17 protein-coding genes and 2 tRNA genes are annotated in these 21,184 nt (G+C 73.1%); 14 read left to right on the top strand and 5 right to left on the bottom strand.

Going from position 1 to position 21,184, the window contains the following annotated elements; translation table 11 throughout:
• Positions 1-185 precede the first annotated feature (185 nt).
• The 3 genes from rsfS (at position 186) to DCW30_RS04700 (ending at position 1,455) form a co-directional block, all read left to right on the top strand.
• Positions 186-629: a ribosome silencing factor gene (rsfS, locus tag DCW30_RS04710; protein ID WP_062773817.1), complete on the top strand. Its 444-nt coding sequence runs from the start codon at positions 186-188 to the stop codon at positions 627-629.
• Positions 626-1,267 carry a histidine phosphatase family protein gene (locus DCW30_RS04705; protein WP_076686413.1) on the top strand — a complete coding sequence of 214 codons (642 nt, stop codon included), beginning with the start codon at positions 626-628 and terminating at the stop codon, positions 1,265-1,267. Before rsfS ends, DCW30_RS04705 begins: the two co-directional genes overlap by 4 nt.
• 115 nt (positions 1,268-1,382) lie before the next feature.
• Positions 1,383-1,455 (top strand) — tRNA-Ala (locus DCW30_RS04700).
• Between the two features lie 69 nt (positions 1,456-1,524).
• Here DCW30_RS04700 and DCW30_RS04695 read toward each other — a convergent pair.
• A complete protein-coding gene (locus tag DCW30_RS04695) occupies positions 1,525-2,550 on the bottom strand; it encodes a helix-turn-helix transcriptional regulator (protein ID WP_079250408.1) in 1,026 nt (341 codons plus the stop codon).
• Between the two features lie 112 nt (positions 2,551-2,662).
• On the opposite strand from DCW30_RS04695, the gene DCW30_RS04690 reads away from it, so the two are divergent.
• The 3 genes from DCW30_RS04690 to DCW30_RS04680 all read left to right on the top strand — a co-directional run bounded on the left by DCW30_RS04690 (position 2,663) and on the right by DCW30_RS04680 (position 4,667).
• A complete protein-coding gene (locus tag DCW30_RS04690) occupies positions 2,663-4,177 on the top strand; it encodes an MFS transporter (RefSeq protein WP_205576616.1) in 1,515 nt (504 codons plus the stop codon).
• A gap of 70 nt (positions 4,178-4,247) precedes the next feature.
• A complete protein-coding gene (locus DCW30_RS04685) occupies positions 4,248-4,430 on the top strand; it encodes a hypothetical protein (RefSeq protein ID WP_076686414.1) in 183 nt (60 codons plus the stop codon).
• A 3-nt stretch (positions 4,431-4,433) separates the two neighbouring features.
• Positions 4,434-4,667, top strand: a complete 234-nt coding sequence (locus tag DCW30_RS04680; RefSeq protein WP_062773809.1) for a hypothetical protein — start codon at positions 4,434-4,436, stop codon at positions 4,665-4,667.
• Here DCW30_RS04680 and DCW30_RS04675 read toward each other — a convergent pair.
• Positions 4,636-5,856: a glycosyltransferase 87 family protein gene (locus DCW30_RS04675; protein ID WP_079250143.1), complete on the bottom strand. Its 1,221-nt coding sequence runs from the start codon at positions 5,854-5,856 to the stop codon at positions 4,636-4,638. The genes DCW30_RS04680 and DCW30_RS04675 overlap by 32 nt on opposite strands.
• Before the next feature lie 121 nt (positions 5,857-5,977).
• Between DCW30_RS04675 and DCW30_RS04670 the strand changes: the two genes are divergently transcribed.
• Positions 5,978-6,050: transfer RNA gene (locus tag DCW30_RS04670), tRNA-Ala, on the top strand.
• Between the two features lie 81 nt (positions 6,051-6,131).
• Here DCW30_RS04670 and DCW30_RS04665 read toward each other — a convergent pair.
• Positions 6,132-7,724, bottom strand: coding sequence for an NADH-quinone oxidoreductase subunit NuoF family protein (locus DCW30_RS04665; protein WP_076686416.1), 1,593 nt, complete (start codon positions 7,722-7,724; stop codon positions 6,132-6,134).
• Complete coding sequence (locus tag DCW30_RS37885) at positions 7,721-8,773, bottom strand: ferric reductase-like transmembrane domain-containing protein (RefSeq protein WP_076686418.1); 1,053 nt, start codon at positions 8,771-8,773, stop codon at positions 7,721-7,723. Before DCW30_RS37885 ends, DCW30_RS04665 begins: the two co-directional genes overlap by 4 nt.
• 396 nt (positions 8,774-9,169) lie before the next feature.
• On the opposite strand from DCW30_RS37885, the gene leuS reads away from it, so the two are divergent.
• The 6 genes from leuS to DCW30_RS04630 all read left to right on the top strand — a co-directional run bounded on the left by leuS (position 9,170) and on the right by DCW30_RS04630 (position 19,270).
• Positions 9,170-12,070: a leucine--tRNA ligase gene (gene leuS / locus DCW30_RS04655; RefSeq protein WP_076686420.1), complete on the top strand. Its 2,901-nt coding sequence runs from the start codon at positions 9,170-9,172 to the stop codon at positions 12,068-12,070.
• A 148-nt stretch (positions 12,071-12,218) separates the two neighbouring features.
• A complete protein-coding gene (locus DCW30_RS04650) occupies positions 12,219-12,959 on the top strand; it encodes a hypothetical protein (protein ID WP_076686422.1) in 741 nt (246 codons plus the stop codon).
• Between the two features lie 88 nt (positions 12,960-13,047).
• A complete protein-coding gene (locus tag DCW30_RS04645) occupies positions 13,048-13,893 on the top strand; it encodes a DegV family protein (RefSeq protein WP_076689337.1) in 846 nt (281 codons plus the stop codon).
• Positions 13,894-14,253: 360 nt separating this feature from the next.
• Positions 14,254-15,432 (top strand): ComEA family DNA-binding protein, encoded by a 1,179-nt coding sequence (locus tag DCW30_RS04640; protein ID WP_076686424.1) that lies wholly within the window; start codon positions 14,254-14,256, stop codon positions 15,430-15,432.
• Positions 15,429-18,125 carry a ComEC/Rec2 family competence protein gene (locus DCW30_RS04635; protein ID WP_076686426.1) on the top strand — a complete coding sequence of 899 codons (2,697 nt, stop codon included), beginning with the start codon at positions 15,429-15,431 and terminating at the stop codon, positions 18,123-18,125. Before DCW30_RS04640 ends, DCW30_RS04635 begins: the two co-directional genes overlap by 4 nt.
• Before the next feature lie 251 nt (positions 18,126-18,376).
• Complete coding sequence (locus tag DCW30_RS04630; RefSeq protein ID WP_076686428.1) at positions 18,377-19,270, top strand: YceI family protein; 894 nt, start codon at positions 18,377-18,379, stop codon at positions 19,268-19,270.
• A 42-nt stretch (positions 19,271-19,312) separates the two neighbouring features.
• Here the strand turns inward: DCW30_RS04630 and DCW30_RS04625 are convergent, their stop codons facing one another.
• Positions 19,313-19,558 (bottom strand): hypothetical protein, encoded by a 246-nt coding sequence (locus DCW30_RS04625; protein ID WP_062773794.1) that lies wholly within the window; start codon positions 19,556-19,558, stop codon positions 19,313-19,315.
• A gap of 139 nt (positions 19,559-19,697) precedes the next feature.
• On the opposite strand from DCW30_RS04625, the gene holA reads away from it, so the two are divergent.
• Positions 19,698-20,684, top strand: coding sequence for a DNA polymerase III subunit delta (gene holA / locus DCW30_RS04620; RefSeq protein WP_062773793.1), 987 nt, complete (start codon positions 19,698-19,700; stop codon positions 20,682-20,684).
• Positions 20,685-21,184: the final 500 nt, after the last annotated feature.

The raw sequence follows: 21,184 nt of genomic DNA, 5'->3' as shown, positions 1-21,184 counted from the left end.
GGCCGGCGGAGCCGTACCGGATCGGGCGGGCCGGCCGGGGCGGGCCGGGGCCGGTGGGGCCCTGCCGGACGGGGTCGGGGCGCCCGAGGCAGGAGCCGCCGGAGCCGTGACGAAATCGTCTGGGGCTCCGTCGGCGGTCCGTGAGACCCTTGAGGTGTCTTGACCATCTGAAGGAAAGCTCACCAGTGACCGCCACGGACCGCTCCATCGAGCTCATCAACGTCGCCGCCCAGGCGGCTGCCGACAAGCTCGCGCACGACATCATCGCGTACGACGTCAGCGACGTGCTGTCGATCACCGACGCCTTCCTGCTCGCCTCCGCGCCCAACGACCGCCAGGTCAAGTCGATCGTCGACGAGATCGAGGAACAGCTGAACAAGCGGCTCGGCGCCAAGCCGGTCCGCCGCGAGGGCGACCGCGACGCCCGCTGGATCCTCCTCGACTACGTGGACATCGTGGTGCACGTCCAGCACAGCGAGGAGCGTGTCTTCTACGCCCTCGAGCGCCTGTGGAAGGACTGCCCCGAGATCGAACTGCCCGAGGACGCCGTGGCGACCCGCGGCAAGGCCGCCGAGCACGCCGAGCAGCGGGCCGCCGAGGAGGCTGATCTGGACGGTGAGCTTCGGTGACCAACCGCGGCTGCCGGATCATCCTGTGGCGGCACGGCCAGACGTCCTGGAATCTTGAGCGCCGCTTCCAGGGCTCCACGGACATCGAGCTGACCGACACGGGCACGGCCCAGGCCAGGCGCGCCGCCCGGCTGCTCGCCTCCCTGAAGCCGGACGCCATCGTGGCCTCCGACCTCAAGCGGGCGGCGGCCACCGCGGCCGAACTGGCGGCCGTCACCGGCCTCCCCGTCACGCACGAGGAGGGCCTGCGGGAGACGTACGCGGGCGAGTGGCAGGGCCTGACGCACGACGAGATCATCGCCCGCTTCGGCGACCAGTACGACGCGTGGAAGCGCGGCGAGGCGGTGCGCCGCGGCGGCGGCGAGCTGGAGACCGAGGTCGCCGACCGGGCGGCGCCGATCGTCCTGCGCCACGCCGAGAAGCTGCCGGACAACGGCACGCTCGTCGTGGTCAGCCACGGCGGCACCATCCGCACCACCATCGGTCGCCTCCTCGGTCTGGAGTCCCACCACTGGGAGGGGCTCGGGGGTCTGTCCAACTGCTGCTGGTCGGTCCTCGGCCAGGGCGCGCGCGGCTGGCGCCTGCTGGAGCACAATGCCGGCACGCTGCCGGAACCGGTGCTCGGCGACGACGACTGAGCCTCAGCGGCCCCGGCCGGACGGCTCTGGCCGGGCCCCGGCACCCGGATTTCACATTCCGGCTGGTCGCAGGCTAAAGTTCTTCTTGTTCGCCCGCCGAGCGGGAAGAACACAAGGGGCTATAGCTCAGTTGGTAGAGCGCCTGCATGGCATGCAGGAGGTCAGGAGTTCAATTCTCCTTAGCTCCACAGTCCCGAAGATCCCGTCCCCGCCAGGGGGCGGGATTTTTCATGTCCGGTCTTTCATGTCCAGGTCTTTCATGTCCGGGTCTCTTTGATGTCCGAGCCTCTTCGTGCGCGGGTCCCTTCATGCGCGGACCCCTTCAGCTCATACCGGGTCTCTTCAGCCCTCAGCCTTCGCGCGTGCAGTTCCATGGTCTGGCGCCTGCTCTCCTCGTCGTCCGGGGTGTAGACGACGATCCGGCACTCCGGCATGCCGTTGATGCTCAGGGAGACCGACGTCATGCGCAGCTCGCCTATCGCCTTGTGCCGGAACGTCTTGACCCGGGGGCCGGGCGTTATGACGTTCCCGCTCGCCCACAGCTCGGCGAAGCGCGGGCTGGCGGCGGACAGCCGGCGGATGAAGCCCTCCCACTCGGGCTCGCCCACATGCCTGCCGTACGCGTTGCGCAGCGTCGCCACCATCACCGGCAGCTCCGAGTCGCGGAAGACCAGCGGGCACACCACCTCGGGGACGGTGAACAGCGACCACAGCACGTTCGGCGCGCCCGCCTCGGCGCTCCGCGGTATCAGGAAGAGGTCCCTGTACGCGGGGTTGGTGGCGAGGATGTCGTACCGCGCGTTGTAGACCACCGCGGGGAGCGGGTCCATGGCGTCGATGATGCCCTGCACCTCCGGGCCCACGGCGGCCACCACGGCCTCGGCGTCGGGCTCGTACGGCACCTCGGCCAGGTGGTACAGATGCTCGCGCTCCGGCTGGTCCAGGCGCAGGGTCCGCGCCACGGCGTCGAGCACCTGCGCCGAGGCGTTGATCGGGCGGCCCTGCTCCAGCCACGTGTACCAGGTGACGCCCACCCCGGAGAGCTGGGCGACCTCCTCGCGCCGCAGCCCCGGCGTCCGGCGGCGCAGCCCCGGGGGCATCCCGACATCGGCGGGGGTCACCCGGGCCCTGCGCCCGCGCAGGAAGGCGGCCAGCTCGGGCCGGCGCCGCTGCGGCCCCCGCTGTTGTGCCTCCGCCTGCCGCTCGGCCCCCTGCGGTCGCTCCTCCACCCACCTCTCAGGGCCTCGCGCCTGCCCCCGCGCCCACTCCCGCGTCGTCGTCATCGTCGTCACGTCCCCCATCGTCTGCGCCCCTCGCGTCCCCTGCCAGGTGCTGTCAGTACCAGCATCGGCGGGCTCTCGTCACCCGTACCGGATCGCCCGCACGCTCGACGGCATGACGACCACCTCACCCGCCCCGGCCACCGGCCCGACTCCCCGTCCAACGCCCGGTTCGAATCCCGGGTCGGCCGCCGGTTCAACTCCCACGACCAGTAAAGCCCCCGGCACTGACAATCGGCGGGGGCGGCTGCTCGCGGTCGCGTTGGCCGCGCAGTTCATGGCGCTGCTCGACGCGTTCATCGTCAACGTCGCCGCGCCGACCATCCAGTCCGAACTGCACGCGTCCGGCGCCGGGTTGCAGCTCGTGATCGCCGGTTACACCATCACGTACGCCGTCCTGCTGATCACCGGCGCCCGGCTCGGCGACCGCCTGGGGCACCGGCGGGTCTACCTCTTCGGCCTCGCCGTCTTCACCGTCGCCTCGCTGGCCTGCGGACTCGCCCGGGGCACGGGGGAGTTGATCGCCTTCCGGCTGCTGCAGGGGGCGGGCTCGGCGGTCCTGATCCCGCAGGTCCTCAGCCTGATCCAGCGCAACTTCGCGGGCGAGGCGCGGGTCAAGGCGCTCGGCGCGTACTCGGCCGTCCTCGCCACCGGCGCCGCCGCCGGACAGGTGCTCGGCGGCGTTCTCGTCAGCGCCGACCTCCTGGGCACCGGCTGGCGGCCGGTCTTCCTGGTGAACGTGCCGGTCGGCGTGGTCCTGCTCGCCCTCGCGTTCCGCGTGCTGCCCCGCGACGACGCCGCGGCGCTCGCGGCCGGCCGGGCGCGCGGCCTCGACCTGCCGGGCCTCGTGCTGCTCGGCGCCGCGGTCTCGCTCTTCACCGTGCCGCTCGTCCTCGGCCAGCAGGAGGGCTGGCCCCTGTGGTCCTGGCTCTCGCTGGCCGCCGCGGTCCTCTTCTTCACCCTGTTCTGCGCGTACGAGTCCCGTCTCGCCCGACGGGGCGGGGCGCCGCTCATCGCGCCGCGGCTCCTGCGGTCGCCCGGCATGGGCCTGGCCGTCTTCCGCGTCGCCGCCGTGATGGCCGTCAACGCGGGCTTCCTCTTCGTGGTCACCCTCCATGTCCAGGGCGGCCTCGGGTACAGCGCGCTGCGGGCCGGGCTCACGTTCGCGCCGAGCGCCGTCGTCTTCGGCGCGGTGGGGCTGACGTGGCGGCGCTGGCCGCAGCCGCTGCAACGCGCGCTGATCCCCGGCGGCTTCGCGCTGGCCGCGGTGGCCACGGCCGCCGTGGGGCTGCTGCTGCGTGACGGCGGTGACGGCGGACTCTGGCTGTACGCGGCCCTCGTGGGGGTGGGCGCCGGGCTCTCCCTCGGCTTCGGTCCGACGTTGACCCGGGCCCTCGCGACGGTGCGCGCCGAGGACGCGGCGGACGCCAGCGGCCTGCTCGCGACGGTCACCCAGCTCGGCCAGTTGACCGGAGTCGCCTGTTTCGGAGCACTTTTCCTGCACCGGCTTGAGTCGGCCGGGGCCCCTGGGGCGTACTCGTCATCGGACGCGCTCCTGGTGTGCGCCTACGCGCTCGCCTCGGTGGCCGCACTGGGCGCCGTGTCCGGACTGGTACGACTGCGTCGCTGACCGTGTCGCCCGGGCCGTGGCAGAATCGGACGGCCGGAAGGGGACGCAGCCCGACGGGAGGGAGAGCGCGATGCCCGCGAGCATCATCGGAGAGGTCGACCGCCTCTCCGGCGAGGCGGCGATGCGAGAACGTGCCGGGCGCCGCACGCTCCTCAACTGCCCTTCCTGCGGCTCGCCCCACGTCGCCCAAGTACTCGGTGACAACGGCGGAGTCTCGTACGTGTGCACCGCCTGCGGCCACAGCTGGAGCTGATCGATGGGTGCGCACAGGCGGAAATGCGACTGGTGTGACAGCGGCACGCCGATCGTCCGCGACATGGAACCGGTCAACGACGAGTACCAGTACTGGTGCGAGGAATGCGCCAGGGCGCTGATCATAAAAGGCGACCCCATCGAGACCTACCGCGAGCTGGAGGGGGAGCCGATCTACGGCCGGCTGCTCGACGAGCACTGCACCCTCAAGCGGTTCTACTCGTTCGCCACCGCCTGATCCCGATCAGCAGAAACCCGAAAGCGGTCACTACGTAGAGGGCGGACAGCAGTATTTGGCCATAATTCTGGCCGAGTTCGAGCCGCCCCGCACCGTGGGGCACCCACCACAGGGCGTACGAGACGAAGACCAGCGCGGCTCCCCCGCTCACCGCCCAGCGCCCCCGACCGCCCCGTCGCACCGCGTCGAAGCCCAGGAGCAGCAGCATCGGCACGCACCACACCCAGTGGTGCGACCAGGAGACCGGGCTGACCAGGAGGGCCGTCACCGCGCAGCAGAGCACGGCCCACGCCCGCTCCCCGCGCAGCGCCGCCGCCACCGCCGTCGCGAGCCCGCACACGCCGGTCGCCACGGCGGCCACCGCCCACCAGAGGCCGGGCTCGGCGGTGTGCAGCAGCCGGGAGAGGACACCGCGGAGGGACTGGTTCGCGGTGTCCTCCGGCAGGCCGACCCGGCCGGCCTCGAAGACCATGCGGGTCCAGAACCGCCAGGAGTCGCGGGGCAGCACGACGGCAGCCAGGAGCGTCGCGCCGGAGAACGAGACGGCCGCCACGCACGCGTGCCGCACGGCGGGCCGCCACGGGCCGCGCCGCAGGGCCTCGGCGGCCCCGGTCGCGAGCAGGAACACGGCGAAGAGCGCGGGTGTCAGCTTGATCGCCGCGGCGACCCCGATGCCCACGCCGGCCCAGCGGTGGCCGGGGCGCCGGGAGAGGTCCCACAGGACGAGGACGCCGAGCAGCAGGTTGATCTGTCCGTAGCGGAGCGTCGTCCACACCGGCTCGCACCAGACGGCGAGCGCGGAGAGCCCCAGGGCGGTCCCCACGCGCGCGTGGGGCGCGTCCCCCTCGATGAGCCGCAGGGAGAGCGCCACGAACACCACCAGCAGGAGGAGGTTCCCCAGCGTCGTGAGGACGCGCATGTCCGGGACGTCCAGCAGCGTGAGCGGGGTGAACAGGAGCGCCGCGAACGGGGGATAGGTGGTGGGCAGGTGCGCCTCGGTGGTGCGCAGCGCGTAGAGGTCGCCTCCCGCGCGCACGGTCTCGCCCTCCGCCCGGTAGACCATCAGGTCGATCATCGAGACGTCGGCGGCACGCTGGGCGAGCCAGAAGGCCGTGAAGGAGAGCAGGCAGGCCCAGGCGGCCACGGGTACGCGGCGGCGGGTGGTGGTGGCGAGCGCGATCACGGTCACGGGGGCTGACAGTACCGGCCGTATCGGGTCGTACCGGTGCAGAACGGAAACGATTTGGTGGAGCACGGGGATGACCGTGTAATGTTGGCGGAGCCGCCGGGGAAACCGGGCGGACAAGCAAGGGGCTATAGCTCAGTTGGTAGAGCGCCTGCATGGCATGCAGGAGGTCAGGAGTTCAATTCTCCTTAGCTCCACAGCAGATGGAAGCGGGTCACCCGGATCGGGTGGCCCGCTTCTTCTTTGTCGCCGTCTCTCATGGGCGGTGGCCCCGCTGGTCACTGCCTTCCGCTGCCGAGTGCCCTGCGCCCCCGGCCGGGCGGCAGCGCGGCGGGCAGCGCGGGACGCTGCTTCGATGCCGCCTTCGGGTCCTCCTCGATGCGCAGGGCCAGCGCGGGGCAGCACCGCACCGCGCGCGCGGCACGCGCTTCGGAGTAGCGCGGCACGGCGGCCTCCGCCACCGAGGGGAAGCCGTCGGGGCCGAGCTGGAGCAGCTCGGGGACGATGTCCGCGCAGAGCCCGTGGCCCTGGCAGAGCGTCCAGTCGACGGCCAGCCTGCGGCCGCTGGGCGCCTCACCCCGGGGGGTCTCCGCCTGGAGGGGCAGGACACCCAGCACGGGGCGGCCGCAGCCGCCGCCGAGGACGTGCGCCGCCAGGTCGTCGGTGAACGCCGCGATCGTCGACTCCAGGAAGGCGGCCGTGCCGTCCGGATGCTTGCAGGCGCCGCGTCGCTTCACGGCCCTGGTCACCTCGCGCAGCGCCTCCAGGGCGGTCGGGCCGCCGCCGTCGAGGACGTCCGCGAGGCCGCGCGCCGCCGCGGGCAGGCCGAGATGGCAGGGCCCGCACTGACCCGCGCTCTCCCCGGCCAGCCAGCGCGCGACGCGCAACGACTCGCCCAGCGGGCAGGTGGACTCGCCGATCGGCAGGATCGCCCCCGCTCCGAGCGCGCCCCCACAGGCGTCCAGGGCGGCCCGGGAGACGACCGCCTCGTGCGCGGCGACGCTGTCGAGCCACTTGCCGTGGTAGCCGCCCGTGAGGACGCCCTGGGGCAGCGCGGGGGCGCCGGCGAGCTGGAGGACGTACAGCAGCGGCACGCCGGTGGGCACCTCGACGACCATCGGCCGCGCCACCGCTCCGGAGAGGGTCAGCAGGACCGTGCCGGGCTCGTCGCGCAGGCCGGTGCGGCAGTAGCGGTCCGCGCCGATTCGCGCGGCGACGGCGAGCTGGGCGAACGTCTCGGCGTTCGAGAGCAGCGTGGGGGCCCCGCCCACTCCGGAGTCGGAGGTGCGCGCCTTGCGGCCCGGCGGCAGCGGGGGCCCGCCGTCGGCGGAGCGGACCAGCGCGGAGGACTCCCCGGTGACCATGCGCACCGGATTGCGCTGGACACGCGCGCGTAGGGCGGCGCCGCGGCGGTTGCCGAGGCCGCGCTCGGCGAGGGCGGTGCGCATCGAGGCCTCGGTCGAGTCGCGGGTCACGCCGATGACGAGCGTGCGGGCGCCGAGGGCCTCGGCGGCGAGCAGGGCGCCGTCCAGGACGAGGTGCGGGGCGCGGTTGAGCAGGACGGTGTCCTTGCGGCAGGCCGGCTCGTCCTCGCTGCCGTTGACGACGACCACGGGGCGTACGCCGCGACGTATCGCCGCCTCCGCGACGGAGCGCAGCTTGCGCGCGAAGGGGAAGCCCGCGCCGCCCCTGCCGCGCAGCTCGATCTGCTCGGCGAGTCCGGCCAGCGCCTCGCCCGCCATCGGTTCGAGGGGCCCGTGCACCTTCAGGTGCATGGGCAGACCGAGGCGTTCGACCAGGTCGAAGCCTGACGTGAGCAGGGGGAGGCCGACGACGCGGACCTCGGGGACGTCGGGCAGCGGCGCGTTCACGGGTGGCCTCCGGTGGCGGCGTTCCATGGCTCACCCGAGCTGGGGGCCTGGAACGGCCCGGGTAGCGGCTCGGTGGCGGAGCCACTGTCGTAGGCGGGATCGCAGGGGTCGTACACGGGCTGGGGCGCGGTGTCGTAGGTGGGCTGGGGCGCCACGTAGGGGGACTCGACGGGTGGGGGCGGCGACGGCGTGGGCCAGTGGTCGGCGGGCTCTGCGCGGGGTGGGGGTCCCGTCGGGTGCAGGGGTGGTGTGGCGGCGAGCGCGCGGTAGGCCGCGGAGATGCCGACCACGGGGCCGGAGGCCGGTTGGGCGTCGGCGGCCGTGCCCGGCAGCGGAGCGGAAACGGTGTCCCGCGCGGGATGCCGATGTGCGGGACGCGGCGCCTCGCCCGGTTCGAGCAGGGCCAGGACGCGGGCGGCGACCTTCCGCTTGGCCGGCGGCGGCGCGGCGCGCAGGGCGACGGCTCCGGTGACCGCGATCAGACACAGGCAGTACAGCGCCACCACCCAGGGCCTCGGCTGGCGTCCCGCGTACAGGCCGTGCACGAGGGCGGCGCACCAGGCGGGGTAGGCGAGCATGTGCAGCGCCCGCCAGCGCGACGCGATCCCCGCCGGTGAGGCGAAGGCGCTCCGCAGGGCTCCGGTGACGCTCGTGACCACCATGAGGAGGCCCGCGAGCGAGCCGAGGCCGATCAGCCCGGCGCTGCCGCCGACACCGAGCCCGAAGGGCACCAGGGCGCCGACGAGCGACACGTGGTCGAGCGCGATCTTGACCGTGCCGTGCAGCAGCAGGAAGCCCACCGAGGCGACCGCGGTGGCGCGGTGGACGGCCTGGGCGAGCAGTCGCTGGCGCGAGCGGAGGAAGAGGCGGTCGGTGGCCACCAGGCCCCAGACCACGGACGCGGTGAGGGAGACCAGGCACAGGACGCCGGTCGTGAAGTCGAGGGCGACGCGGAAACCGTCGCTGCCCGCGAAGACGAACAGGGGTATCAGGAGCAGGGCGCCGGCGGCGAGAACACGGCTCCGACGATGAGGGTGCAGAGGGTTCATGGGGGCGGCTCCGAAATGTTCGGTTCCCGCCGCATGCTAAGTCGCTCCATACCGGTGAGTACGAGGTTTGAGTTATTGCGTCGTTATCAAAGCGCTATCCCCTCTTGGTGTTGCCCCGATAGTGGGCGGTACGCCGAGTAACCCTTGGCCAAGGGTGAGGGTGCGGTCCCGCGCGGCCCCCGCCGGGAAGCTCGTCGCGGGCCGCGCGGGTGCTGCGGTACCCTGACGCCATGCGTGCCGTACGCCTTCTGCTTAGCGGGCCGCGCTGATCAGTCCCGACCGCCGGTGAACCGCGGTCGGAATCGGCGCGGCGTCCCCTCCTGTGCGAGGGGCATTTTTATTTGACCCGCACGGTCAATTCCGCAGGCAGAGACGATCGATGGAGCTTTGAGGATCATGAGCGAGACGAATTCTGCTGCCGCCTCCGAGGTGGCCGCGCCGCACCGCTACACGGCCGCCCTGGCCGCTGAGATCGAGGCACGCTGGCAGGACTTCTGGGACGCCGAGGGCACCTACGAGGCGCCGAACCCCAGCGGTGACTTGGCCGCGCGGGACGAGGCGGAGGCCGCGCTGGTCGGCAAGCCCAAGAAGTTCATCATGGACATGTTCCCGTACCCCTCGGGTGCGGGCCTGCACGTCGGCCACCCGCTGGGCTACATCGCCACGGACGTCTTCGCCCGCTTCCAGCGCATGACCGGGCACAACGTCCTGCACACCCTGGGCTTCGACGCCTTCGGCCTGCCCGCCGAGCAGTACGCCGTGCAGACGGGCACCCACCCGCGGGTCTCCACCGAGGCCAATATCGCGAACATGAAGGCGCAACTGCGCGCGCTGGGCCTGGGTCACGACAAGAGGCGCTCGTTCGCTTCGATCGACCCCGAGTACTACAAGTGGACCCAGTGGATCTTCGTCCAGATCTTTAACTCCTGGTACGACGCCGACGCCAAGAAGGCCCGCCCGATCGCCGACCTGGTCGCGCAGTTCGCGAGCGGTGAGCGTCCCGTGCCGGGCACCACGCGCGCGTGGAGCGAGCTGGACGCCGCGGAGCGCGCGGAGATCCTGGGCGAGTACCGCCTGGCCTACGCCTCCGACGCGCCCGTCAACTGGTGCCCCGGCCTGGGCACCGTCCTGGCCAACGAGGAGGTCACCGCCGACGGCCGCTCCGAGCGCGGCAACTTCCCCGTCTTCAAGGCCAAGCTGCGCCAGTGGAACATGCGCATCACCGCCTACGCCGACCGGCTGCTGGACGACCTGGACGCGCTGGACTGGCCCGAGGCCATCAAGCTGCAGCAGCGCAACTGGATCGGCCGCTCCGAAGGCGCCCGCGTGAACTTCCCCGTGGGCGCCGATGGCCAGGCCATCACCGTCTTCACCACCCGCCAGGACACCCTGTTCGGCGCCACCTACATGGTCCTGGCGCCCGAGCACGAACTGGTCGACAAGGTCCTGCCCGCCGCCTGGCCCCAGGGCACCCACGAGCTTTGGACCGGCGGCCACGCCACGCCCGCCGACGCCGTCACCGCGTACCGCGCGAGCGCCGCCGCCAAGTCCGACGTCGAGCGCCAGGCCGACGCCAAGGAGAAGACCGGCGTCTTCACCGGCGTCTACGCCACCAACCCGGTCAGCGGCGAGCAGGTCCCGGTCTTCATCGCCGACTACGTGCTGATGGGCTACGGCACCGGCGCGATCATGGCCGTCCCCGCCCACGACAGCCGCGACTTCGCCTTCGCGCGCGCGTTCGGCCTGCCGATGCGCTGCGTGGTCGAGCCGTCGGACGGCCGCGGCACCGACACCGCCACGTGGGACGACGCCTTCTCCTCCTACGAGGCGAAGCTGATCAACTCCGCGAACCAGGAGATCTCCCTGGACGGCCTGGACGTCACCGGGGGCAAGGCCCGCATCACCGGCTGGCTGGCCATGCGCGGCATCGGCGAGGGCACCGTCAACTTCCGCCTGCGCGACTGGCTGTTCAGCCGCCAGCGCTACTGGGGCGAGCCCTTCCCGATCGTCTACGACGAGGACGGCGTCGCCCACTCGCTGCCCGAGTCCATGCTGCCCCTGGAGCTGCCGGAGGTCGACGACTACTCCCCGCGCACCTTCGACCCGGACGACGCGGACACCTCCCCGGAGACGCCGCTGTCCCGCAACGAGGACTGGGTCAACGTCACGCTGGACCTGGGTGACGGCCCCAAGAAGTACCGCCGCGAGACCAACACCATGCCCAACTGGGCCGGTTCCTGCTGGTACGAGCTGCGCTACCTGGACCCCCACAACGACGAGCGCCTGGTCGACCCGGCCGTCGAGCAGTACTGGATGGGCCCGCGCGAGGGACAGCCGACCGGCGGCGTCGACCTGTACGTGGGCGGCGCCGAGCACGCCGTCCTGCACCTGCTGTACGCGCGCTTCTGGTCCAAGGTCCTGTTCGACCTGGGGCACATCTCGTCGGCCGAGCCGTTCCACAAGCTGTACAACCAGGGGATGATCCAGGCGTACGTCTACCGGGACAGCCGCGGCTTCCCGGTGCCCGCGACCGAGGTCGAGGAGCGCGACGGCGCGTTCTTCTTCGAGGGCGAGCAGGTCAAGCGCGAGCTGGGCAAGATGGGCAAGTCCCTGAAGAACGCCGTCACCCCGGACGAGATCTGCGACGAGTACGGCGCGGACACCCTGCGCCTGTACGAGATGGCGATGGGCCCCCTGGACGTCTCCCGCCCCTGGGACACCCGCGCGGTCGTCGGCCAGTACCGCCTGCTGCAGCGGCTGTGGCGTCTGATCGTCGACGAGTCGACCGGTGAGGTCACCGTCGCGGACGTCGCCGAGGGCGATATCGACGAGGTCACCCTGCGCGCCCTGCACAAGGCGATCGACGGCGTGCGCCAGGACCTGGACGGCATGCGGTTCAACACTGCCATCGCCAAGATCACCGAGCTGAACAACCACCTGACCAAGGCCGCGGGACCGGTGCCGCGCTCGGTCGCCGAGCGCCTGGTGCTGCTGATCGCGCCGCTGGCCCCGCACATCGCCGAGGAGCTGTGGCGCAAGCTGGGCCACACCGACTCGGTCGTCCACCAGGACTTCCCCGTCGCCGACCCGGCGTACGTCGTGGACGAGTCCGTGACCTGCGTCGTGCAGATCAAGGGCAAGGTCAAGGCGCGTCTGGAGGTCTCTCCCGCCATCTCCGACGAAGAGCTGGAAAAGGTGGCCCTGGCCGACGACCGGGTCGTCGCCGCGCTGGACGGCGCCGGCATCCGCAAGGTCATCGTCCGGGCGCCGAAGCTGGTGAACATCGTCCCGGCCTAGTCGCCGGCCGGAGACACCCCGCGCCGGGGTGGCATAGGGGTGATCCCCTACGGGCAGGTTGGGGGTTCCACTGGAACCTCTGGCCTGCCTTCTCCGTTTACGGTGGGAGGACGGTCGCAGGAGCGGACGCGAATCGGAGAGGGGCGTCATGGAAGCCGTGGGCGCAATCGTGGCGTTGCTCGTCGTGCTGTTCCTGGTGGCGGGTATCTACGCGACGGTGAAGGTCGCCAAAGCGGCCAAGCGGGGAGTCGACCGCACCATCTCGGAGGCCCGCAGGACGGTGGAGGACACCACGCTGCGGGCGAGGAGCTTCGCGCAGGTCGGCAGCGCCGCCCAACTGGCACAGCTGCGTCTGTCGTTGCGCACCTCGATGCGGGCCACGCAGGACGTGCTGCGGGCGGGCGCGGTCGAGGACCATTCGCTGAAGGAGTCCCTCGCGCTCTTCGATCGGCTGAGCGCCCACGGGCACGAGCTGGACGAGGAACTGCGGCGCCTGGAGCGGGACCCCGACAAGGCGGCCCTCGCCGAGCGCCTCCCGGGGCTGCGGGAGCGCACCGAGCAGATCACGAAGGCCGCGGACTCGCTGCGGTGGGTGGCACGTGACCGCGCCCGCCGGTTCGCCGACGACGACCTGGAGTCGCTGAGCAACCAGATCGACCTGGAGACGGGCGCCCTGCGGCACTGGGCGAAGGAGCCCGCGCCGGACCAGCCGCCTCCGGCGTGGCCCGAGCCCGCGGCGCCCGCCAAGGGCTCCGAGCAGACCAGGCCCGATGCGTCCGCCGCGTCCGGCCCGGCGGCTCAGGAGCCGCAGCGGCCCGCGATCAACCCGCCGAAGCCGCCGGTCACCTATCCGTGGGAGAAGAAGGCCAAGCCCGAGAGCACGACCTGAGCCGCCCGTGACACAGCGCGTCTCCCCGGAGCAGGACGAGCGGGGGCCGGACTGCCGTCCCGCCGGTCAGACGGGTAACCTCCAGCTCATGTCCCGCCATGTCGCGATCGTCACGGATTCAACGGCCTATCTGCCGCAGCGGACGATGGACCGGCACGGCATCACATCGGTGCCCCTGACGGTGGTCCTGGGCAGTCAGGCGTTCGAGGAGGGCACCGAGATCTCGGCCCGCTCCCTCGCCCAGGCCCTGCAGAAGCGGAAGCCGGTGACGACGTCCCGGCCCAGCCCAGAGGTCTTCGCGGAGACGTACCGGAAGGTCGCCGAGGCGGGTGCCGAGGCCATCGTCTCGCTCCACCTGTCCGCCGAGTTCTCCGGTACGTACGACGCGGCGCTCCTCGCGGCGAAGGACGCCCCGGTGCCGGTGCGCGTCGTAGACACCGGCATGGTCGCGATGGCCCTCGGCTTCTGCGCCCTCTCGGCGGCGGAGGCCGCCGACGCGGGCTACTCGGCCGAGGAAGCGGTGGCGGCGGCCGAGAAGCGCGCCGCGGGCACGTCCGCCTACTTCTACGTCGACACCCTCGACTATCTGCGCAGGGGCGGCCGCATCGGCGCCGCCCAGGCGCTCCTCGGCTCGGCCCTGGCCGTGAAGCCGCTGCTGAAGCTGGACGACGGCCGCATCGACATGCTGGAGAAGGTCCGGACGGCGTCGAAGGCCATCGCCCGCCTCGAAGAGATCGTCGTGGAGCGCGCGGGCACCGGCCGGGTCGACATCGCGGTCCACCACCTGTCGGCTCCGGACCGCGCGTCGACCCTGGCGGACCGCCTCCGCGAGCGGGTGCCGGGCCTCGCGGAGCTGCACGTCAGTGAGGTGGGCGCGGTGATCGGCGCGCATACGGGGCCGGGGTTGCTGGGTGCTGTGGTCTCGCCTCGCTAGGCGAAGAATTCCCTCGTGCGGGTGACGGAGTTATCCACAACTGGCGGGTGATCCACGGGTTTTGACCAAGATCATCGCGGTCGGGCGATTGTGCCTAACGTCGTCGGCATGACTCTTCGATCTTCTTCCCCGACGTCGGGCAGCCGGCTTTCCGAGGACCGGACGCCGCACGTGCCTTCCGAGGCCGGGACGCTGCGTGCGCCCGCCGAGGCTCGGACTCTGCCGGTGCCTTCCCAGGCCCAGGCGGCCCCCATGCCCTTCGCGGCCCGGACGTCACATGCGCCTTCCGCGACTGGGACGCCTTACGGATCGTCCGCCGCCCGGACACCGCACGTGTCCTCCTCCGCCCGGACGTCACCTGTGCCCTCCGCTGTCGGGACGCCCCGGAGGCCTTCCGCGACGAGTGGCCCCGGGCGCGGCCCCGCGTCCGACGGCCGTGCGTCCGACGGTCGTGCGCGGAGCCGGGACGCCCGTGGCAGGGCCCGCCGCAGGCGAGGCACGGTGGAGGCCGTGCGGCTGCGCGCGGAGAACCTCTTCCCCGAGCCCTTGCCCGAGCCCTTCCCGGGCCCTCCCGGATCGGAGCCGCCGCCGGGGTGGCGGGCCGCCAGCCCGGGCGAGGGCGCGCCGCGTGCGCCGGGACCGGCGTCGCGTGACGCCGGGCCCCAGTGGGAGTGGAAGGCCGTGCCCGCCGAGTCGCGTGAGGAGCGAAGTGTGCCGGAAGGGTGCGCCGAGCGGGGGCCCGGCTCCGGTGGGCAGGTGGTCGAGACGGTCGAGGCGGTCGGGGAGCCGTCGCGGGGGGAGCGGGCACGGCTCGCCGTGCGGGAGCGGCTGCCGGTGTGGCTCCAGGCGCGGTGCGGCCTGGAGCGGCGAGGCGTCGTCGCGCTGGTCGTGGTCCTTGCCGTCGCGGCGGTCTTCGCGGCGCAGCACTACTGGGCGGGGCGTACGCAGTCGGTGCGGCCGCCGGACGTCGTGGGTGAGGCGAGCAGTGCCCGTGAGCGAGGCGCGGCCCCGGCTCCTTCACCGGGTTCCGCACCGGCTGGGGGCGACGCGAACGCGGGCGGCGGTGTCGCGGCTGCCGGTGCGCAGGGTGACCGGGTCGTCGTGGACGTCAGCGGCAAGGTCAGGGACCCCGGGGTGCAGCGGTTGCCCGCGGGCTCCCGGGTGGCCGACGCCCTGCGGGCGGCCGGCGGGGTAAGGCCCGGAGCCGACCTGAGCGGGCTCAACCGCGCGAGGGTCCTGCTGGACGGCGAACAGGTGGTCGTCGGGGCCCCTGCGGCACCGGCCGCGCCTGGCGCGTCGGGCGCGGGCAGCGGCGGGGCTGCCGGAGTCGGCGGAGCGGCGACCGCGGGGCCGGTCGGGCTGAACACGGCGAGCGCCGCGCAGCTCGACGAACTGCCCGGCGTCGGACCGGTCCTGGCACAGCACATCATCGACTACCGCACGGAGCACGGCGGTTTCCGCTCGGTCGACGAACTGCGCGAGGTCAACGGCATCGGTGACCGCCGGTTCGCCGACCTCCAGGATCTCGTACGGCCATGAGGCCGGGCACCGGGGACAGGGAGCCACGCGCGGCGGTCCACCTCTCGTCGGGCAACCGTCTGGGCGCCTCGCATCCCCGGCAGGAGGGGCCGGTCGACCTCCGCCTGGTGCCGCCCGCGCTGGCGGCGTGGGCGACGGCGGCACTGATGCTGGACGCCCCACCGCGATGGGCGGTCACGACGGTCGCGATCTGCGTGGCGGTGGCCGGAGCCCTGATGGTGACGTGGACGGCGCGGGGGCGACCTCGAACGTCGGGAGAGCGGTCACCCATGACGCGGGGGTGGTCACCCGCCCCATCCGCGCGCGGGAGACCGCGGGGGCCACGCCACATCTGGGGGCGGCTGACGGTGGCGGCCGTGCTGCTCTGCACCGCCGCATCGGCCGGCTCCGCGGCCCTGCACGGGGCGGACCTGCGGCGCGGCCCGGTGCCCGCGTCGGCGAGGGAGTACGCGCAGGTCGAGGCGGAGTTGCGGGTCACGTCCGATCCCCGTCGCACCCGGCCACGCACGGCGAGCGCCCATGCGATGCCGCCCACCGTCGTCCTGGACGCCGAGGTCCAGCGCGTCACGAAGGCCGACGGATCGGAGTCGGTGACGCGGACTCCGGTACTGGTCATCGTGCGAATGGAAGGGCGAGAGCCGGAAGGGAGAGATACGGAAGGGAGAGGAACGGAAGGGCGAGATACGGACGGGCGAGATACGGAAGGGGGAGGAACGGAGCCCGAAGTCCGGAAGGCCGGATCACGGCCGTGGCTCGCTCTGCTGCCGTCGACGCGGCTGCGGGTGCAGGGGCGACTGGCACCGCCGCTGCCGCGGGGAGGCAGGGCCGCCGCGGTGCTGCGGGTGTCGGGCGAGCGGGCGCCGCACGTGATCGGGCCGCCCTCCGCGGCGCAGCGCCTGGCCGGTGAACTGCGGGCAGGGCTGCGGGAGGCCACGGGCGGACTGCCGGCCGATGCCCGAGCGCTGGTGCCGGGGCTCGTGATCGGGGACACCTCGCGGGTGCCCGCCGAGTTGGAGGAGGCGTTCCGGGCGACCGACCTCACGCACTTGCTGGCCGTCAGCGGGGCGAACCTGACAATCGTCCTCGCGCTGCTCATCGGGCCGCCGGGCATGGCGCAGCGGGCCGAGAGGCGGGGGCTTGCGCCGATGCTGGGCATGTCGCTGCGGACGACGGCGTTGCTGGGCGGGGTGCTGACCCTCGGCTTTGTCATCGTCTGCCGACCGGAGCCGAGTGTGCTCCGGGCCGCGGCCTGCGGGCTGATCGCGCTCCTCGCCATCGCCACCGGGCGGCGGAGATCGCTGCTCCCGGCGTTGGCCGCCGCGGTGCTGCTGCTTGTCCTGTGGGACCCCTGGCTGGCCCGGAGCTACGGTTTCCTGCTGTCCGTCCTGGCCACCGGCGCGCTGCTCACCCTCGCGCCCCGCTGGGGAGCCGCGCTGCGCGAGCGCGGGGTGCCGCCACGGCCGGCGGAGGCGCTGGCCGCGGCTGCCGCGGCGCAGGCGGTGTGCGCACCCGTGGTGGCCGTGCTCGCCGCCCGGGTGAGTCTGGTCGCGGTGCCGTGCAATCTCCTGGCGGAGTTCGCCGTGGCGCCCGCCACCGTCCTCGGGTTCGCCGCGCTCGCGGTGGCCCCGGTGGCGATGCCGGTCGCGAAGGTGCTCGCGTGGGGCGCTTCCTGGCCCACCGGATGGATCGCGGAGATCGCGCGCACGGGGGCGGCGCTGCCAGGCAGCGGTGTCGACTGGCCCGGGGGCTGGCACGGCGGGCTCCTCCTTGCGCTCGCCACGGTGGTGGTCGCCCTGGCCGGACGCAGGCTCGCGCGGCACCCGTGGCTCGCGGCGGCCTGTGCGCTGCTGCTCCTGCTGGTCATCGTCCAGCCACCGCCCCTCACCCGGGTGATCGCGGGGTGGCCGCCGCAGGGCTGGCGCATGGTGATGTGCGACGTGGGTCAGGGCGACGCCCTGGTGCTCGCGGCGGGTGAGGGCGCCGGGGTGGTCGTCGACGCCGGGCCGGACCCCGTGGCGGTGGACCGCTGCCTGCGCTCGCTCGGGGTCACGCGCGTGCCGCTCGTGCTGCTGACGCACTTTCACGCGGACCATGTGGCGGGACTGCCGGGGGTGTTGCGGGGGCGTGAGGTGGGGGCGATCCAGACGACCGGGTTCGATGAACCCTCGGAGCAGGCGGAGTTCGTCCGGAGGCAGGCGGCCGCGAAGGGGGTGCGGATGACTCGGGCCGCGGCGGGGGAGCGGCGGCGGGCGGGGGCCCTGGAGTGGCGGGTGCTCTGGCCGCAGGCCGAGCCGCGGGTGCGGCCCGAGGGACCGAACGACGCCAGCGTCACGCTGCTCGTGCGGACCGCCGGGCTGAGCCTGCTGCTGCTCGGCGATCTCGAACCACCCGCGCAGCGCGCCCTGCTGAGAAGCCCGGCTGCCGCGTGGCTCACGTCCGTGGACGTCCTGAAGGTCGCCCACCACGGCTCGGCCGACCAGGACCCGGAGCTGCTGCGCAGGGCGGCGCCCAGGCTGGCCTTGATCTCTTGTGGCGCCGAGAACACGTACGGCCATCCGGCACCCGTCACGATGGCGGCGCTGCGGGCCGAGGGGGCGGAGGTGCTGCGCACGGACACCCAGGGCGCGATCGCGGTGCTGGCTTCGGGGCGGGGCTCGGCGCCACGGCTGGAGGTGGCCACGAGACCGCCGTAGCGCGGCCGGGGTGCGGGGCCGCCGAGCGCCGCGATGCCGGAGGCCTGCCCTCCGGTAGGGCTACCGCCGGAAACAGGGGGCTGACCTGCCCAAAGTGGTTCAGGCGCGGCACTACAGCTCATCATCGGCAATTGGCGCGATGTAGGTTCGTGTTGCACCGAATGCCGCAACGGTGATCGAATGCCCTTTCGTTGCCGTTTGTGGAATGCAGTTGCTGTGGTGTCGTGAGGGAACGCGGGGGTGTGTCGTAAGTGTTCGGCCGTTGGCTGGGGAACCGGCTGGGGAACCGTACGAATCGGGTGGCGCGGGCGGGGGCTCTGTCGGCGTTCACGGTTCCGCCGAACGCGGGGGCGCTCAGCTGCCGGGTGCTCGACCCTGTGAACGAGCCCGTGCGGAACGCGGAGTTCGTGGTCAGCGACGCCGTGGGCCGCAAGGTGGTCGGCGGGGGGACGGATCCCTTCGGGTCGTTCGTCACGACGGTGCCGGCGGGGGAGTACCGCCTCGCGGTGTCGGCGGAGGGGTTCACTCCGTACCGGGCGAGCGTCACGGTGGGGGAGGACGCGCACGCCTCGCTGGGTGACGTCACGTTGCAGGTCGCCCAGCCGCCGGTTCTCCCCAGGCCCGGCGAGTGGGAGGTCGACCCGCAGCACTCCTCGGTCGGGTTCTCCGCGCGGCACATCGGGCTGGCCCGGATCCACGGGCGGTTCAACAGCTTCGCGGGGGTGATTCGCCTCGGCGAGCGCATGGAGGACTCCGCGATGCACGTCGTCATCGACGCGGCGTCCATCGACACCGCGGTCAAGATGCGCGACGACCACCTGCGCTCGGGGGACTTCCTGGACGTGGCGCGCTTTCCGACCATGGAGTTCTACAGCGACCGCTTCGTGCACAAGGGCGGCAGCCGGTGGGCGATATCCGGCGGGCTGACGTTGCACGGTGTGACGCGGACGGTGACGCTCGACGCCGAGTACCTCGGCATCGGGCAGGGGCTCGAAGGGGAGACCCGCGTGGCCTGCCGTGCCTCCACCGAGCTGCACCGCGACGACTTCACGATCACCTGGCAGACGATGCTCGCGCGCGGCATCGCGGCCGTCGGCCACAGCATCCAGGTCGATCTCGACATCCAGGTCATCCCCAAGGGCTGACGCGGCGGAGGTGCGTGGCCCCGCCGGGCGGGACCATCGGGGCTACGGGGCCTCCAGCCAGCCCTCGTGTTCCGCGGCCAGGTCGTCCAGGGCCGTGCGGTCGAGGCGGGACTCCGGGTCCTCGACCACGACCAGCCACTGGGCGTCCTCGGCGTCGTCCTCGCCGGCCAGGGCGTCGCGTACGAGCTGGGGTTCCTCGGAGACGCCGAAGCGGTCCGGAAGCTCTTCGGCCACTTCCTCCGCGGCATCGCGGTCGGGCAGCACCAGGACATGTCGTACGTCGCTCACGCCCCCATTCTCCGATACGGGCCGGGCGGCACGGCACCGGCTCCCGGCCTCCCGCTGCCGGCCCCCCGCTCCCGGCTCCCGGCCGGGGAGCCCGCCGTGCGGGGTGGACTGTCAGTGCCGCGTGGGATGCTTGACCGCGATGGCCAGGAAGACAGCTAACGACGATCCGCTCGCTCCCCTCACGCTCGCCGTGGGGCAGGAGGAACTGCTCCTCGACCGTGCCGTGCAGCAGGTGGTGGCGGCCGCCCGTGCCGCCGACGCGGACACGGACGTGCGCGACCTCAGCTCGGACCAGTTGCAGCCCGGCACGCTCGCCGAGCTCACCAGCCCCTCGCTCTTCGCCGAGCGCAAGGTCGTCGTCGTGCGGAACGCGCAGGATCTGTCGGCGGACACGATCAAGGACGTGAAGGCGTATCTGGGGGCGCCCGCCGAGGAGATCACCCTCGTGCTGCTGCACGCGGGCGGCGCCAAGGGCAAGGGGTTGCTCGACGCGGCCCGCAAGGCGGGGGCGCGGGAGGTAGCCTGCCCGAAGATGACCAAGCCCGCGGACCGGCTGTCGTTCGTGCGGTCGGAGTTCCGTGTGACGGGGCGTTCCGCCACGCCCGAGGCGTGCCAGGCCCTCGTCGACGCGATCGGCAGCGACCTGCGGGAGCTGGCCTCCGCGGTCTCGCAGCTCGTGGCGGACGTCGAGGGGACGATCGACGAGGCGGTTGTCGGGCGGTACTACACCGGCCGGGCCGAGGCGTCGAGCTTCACGGTGGCGGACCGGGCCGTGGAGGGGCGGGCGGCTGAGGCGCTCGAGGCGTTGCGTTGGTCCCTGTCGACCGGGGTCGCCCCCGTCATGATCACGAGCGCGCTCGCGCAGGGGGTGCGGGCCATCGGCAAGCTGTCCTCCGCGCGGGGCGGGCGTCCGGCCGATCTGGCCCGTGAGCTGGGCATGCCGCCCTGGAAGATCGACCGGGTCCGGCAGCAGATGCGCGGCTGGACCCCGGACGGCGTGGCCGTCGCGATCGCCGCGATCGCCGCGGCCGACGCGGGCGTCAAGGGCGGTGGCGACGACCCCGAGTACGCGCTGGAGAAGGCCGTGGTGACCATCGCCCGCGCCGCCAGATCCCGCCGCCCCTGACCCCCGGGGCCCACGGGTCACCTCCGGTCGCGGAGCCACCGGCCGCCCGGCCTCGGCCGGTCACGGGCTCACCCCCGGCGCCGGAACCACCGCCCCGGCCCCCGTCGGTCACAGGCCCGCCGCCCCCGCCCCCCCCGTAGCCCACGGGCTCACTCCCGGCCATGGAGCCACCGGCCGCCCGGCCCCCCCGCTCACGGGCTCACCGTCGGCCATGGACCTACCGGCCGCTCGGTCACGGCCGGTCACGGGCCCACCCCGGCCGCCGAATCACCGCCCCCGGCCACACCGTCGGCCACAGGCCCACCGCTCCTGCCCCCCCGGGGGGGCCCGCGGGCCCCGCTGCTGGTCACGGAACCACCGACCGCTCGTCCACGGACCGCCTCCGGCCAACGGCCCACCCCCGGCCAATGGCCCACCCCCGGCCACGGAACCCCCATCCCCCGGGGGGGGAACGCCCAGCCACACAGGACTCAACCCCAAGCCCAGCTCAGCCCACCCCG

The organism is Streptomyces alfalfae (assembly GCF_004127445.1).
Classification (GTDB): domain Bacteria; phylum Actinomycetota; class Actinomycetes; order Streptomycetales; family Streptomycetaceae; genus Streptomyces; species Streptomyces alfalfae.
This window is presented reverse-complemented; position numbering and strand designations above follow the sequence as displayed.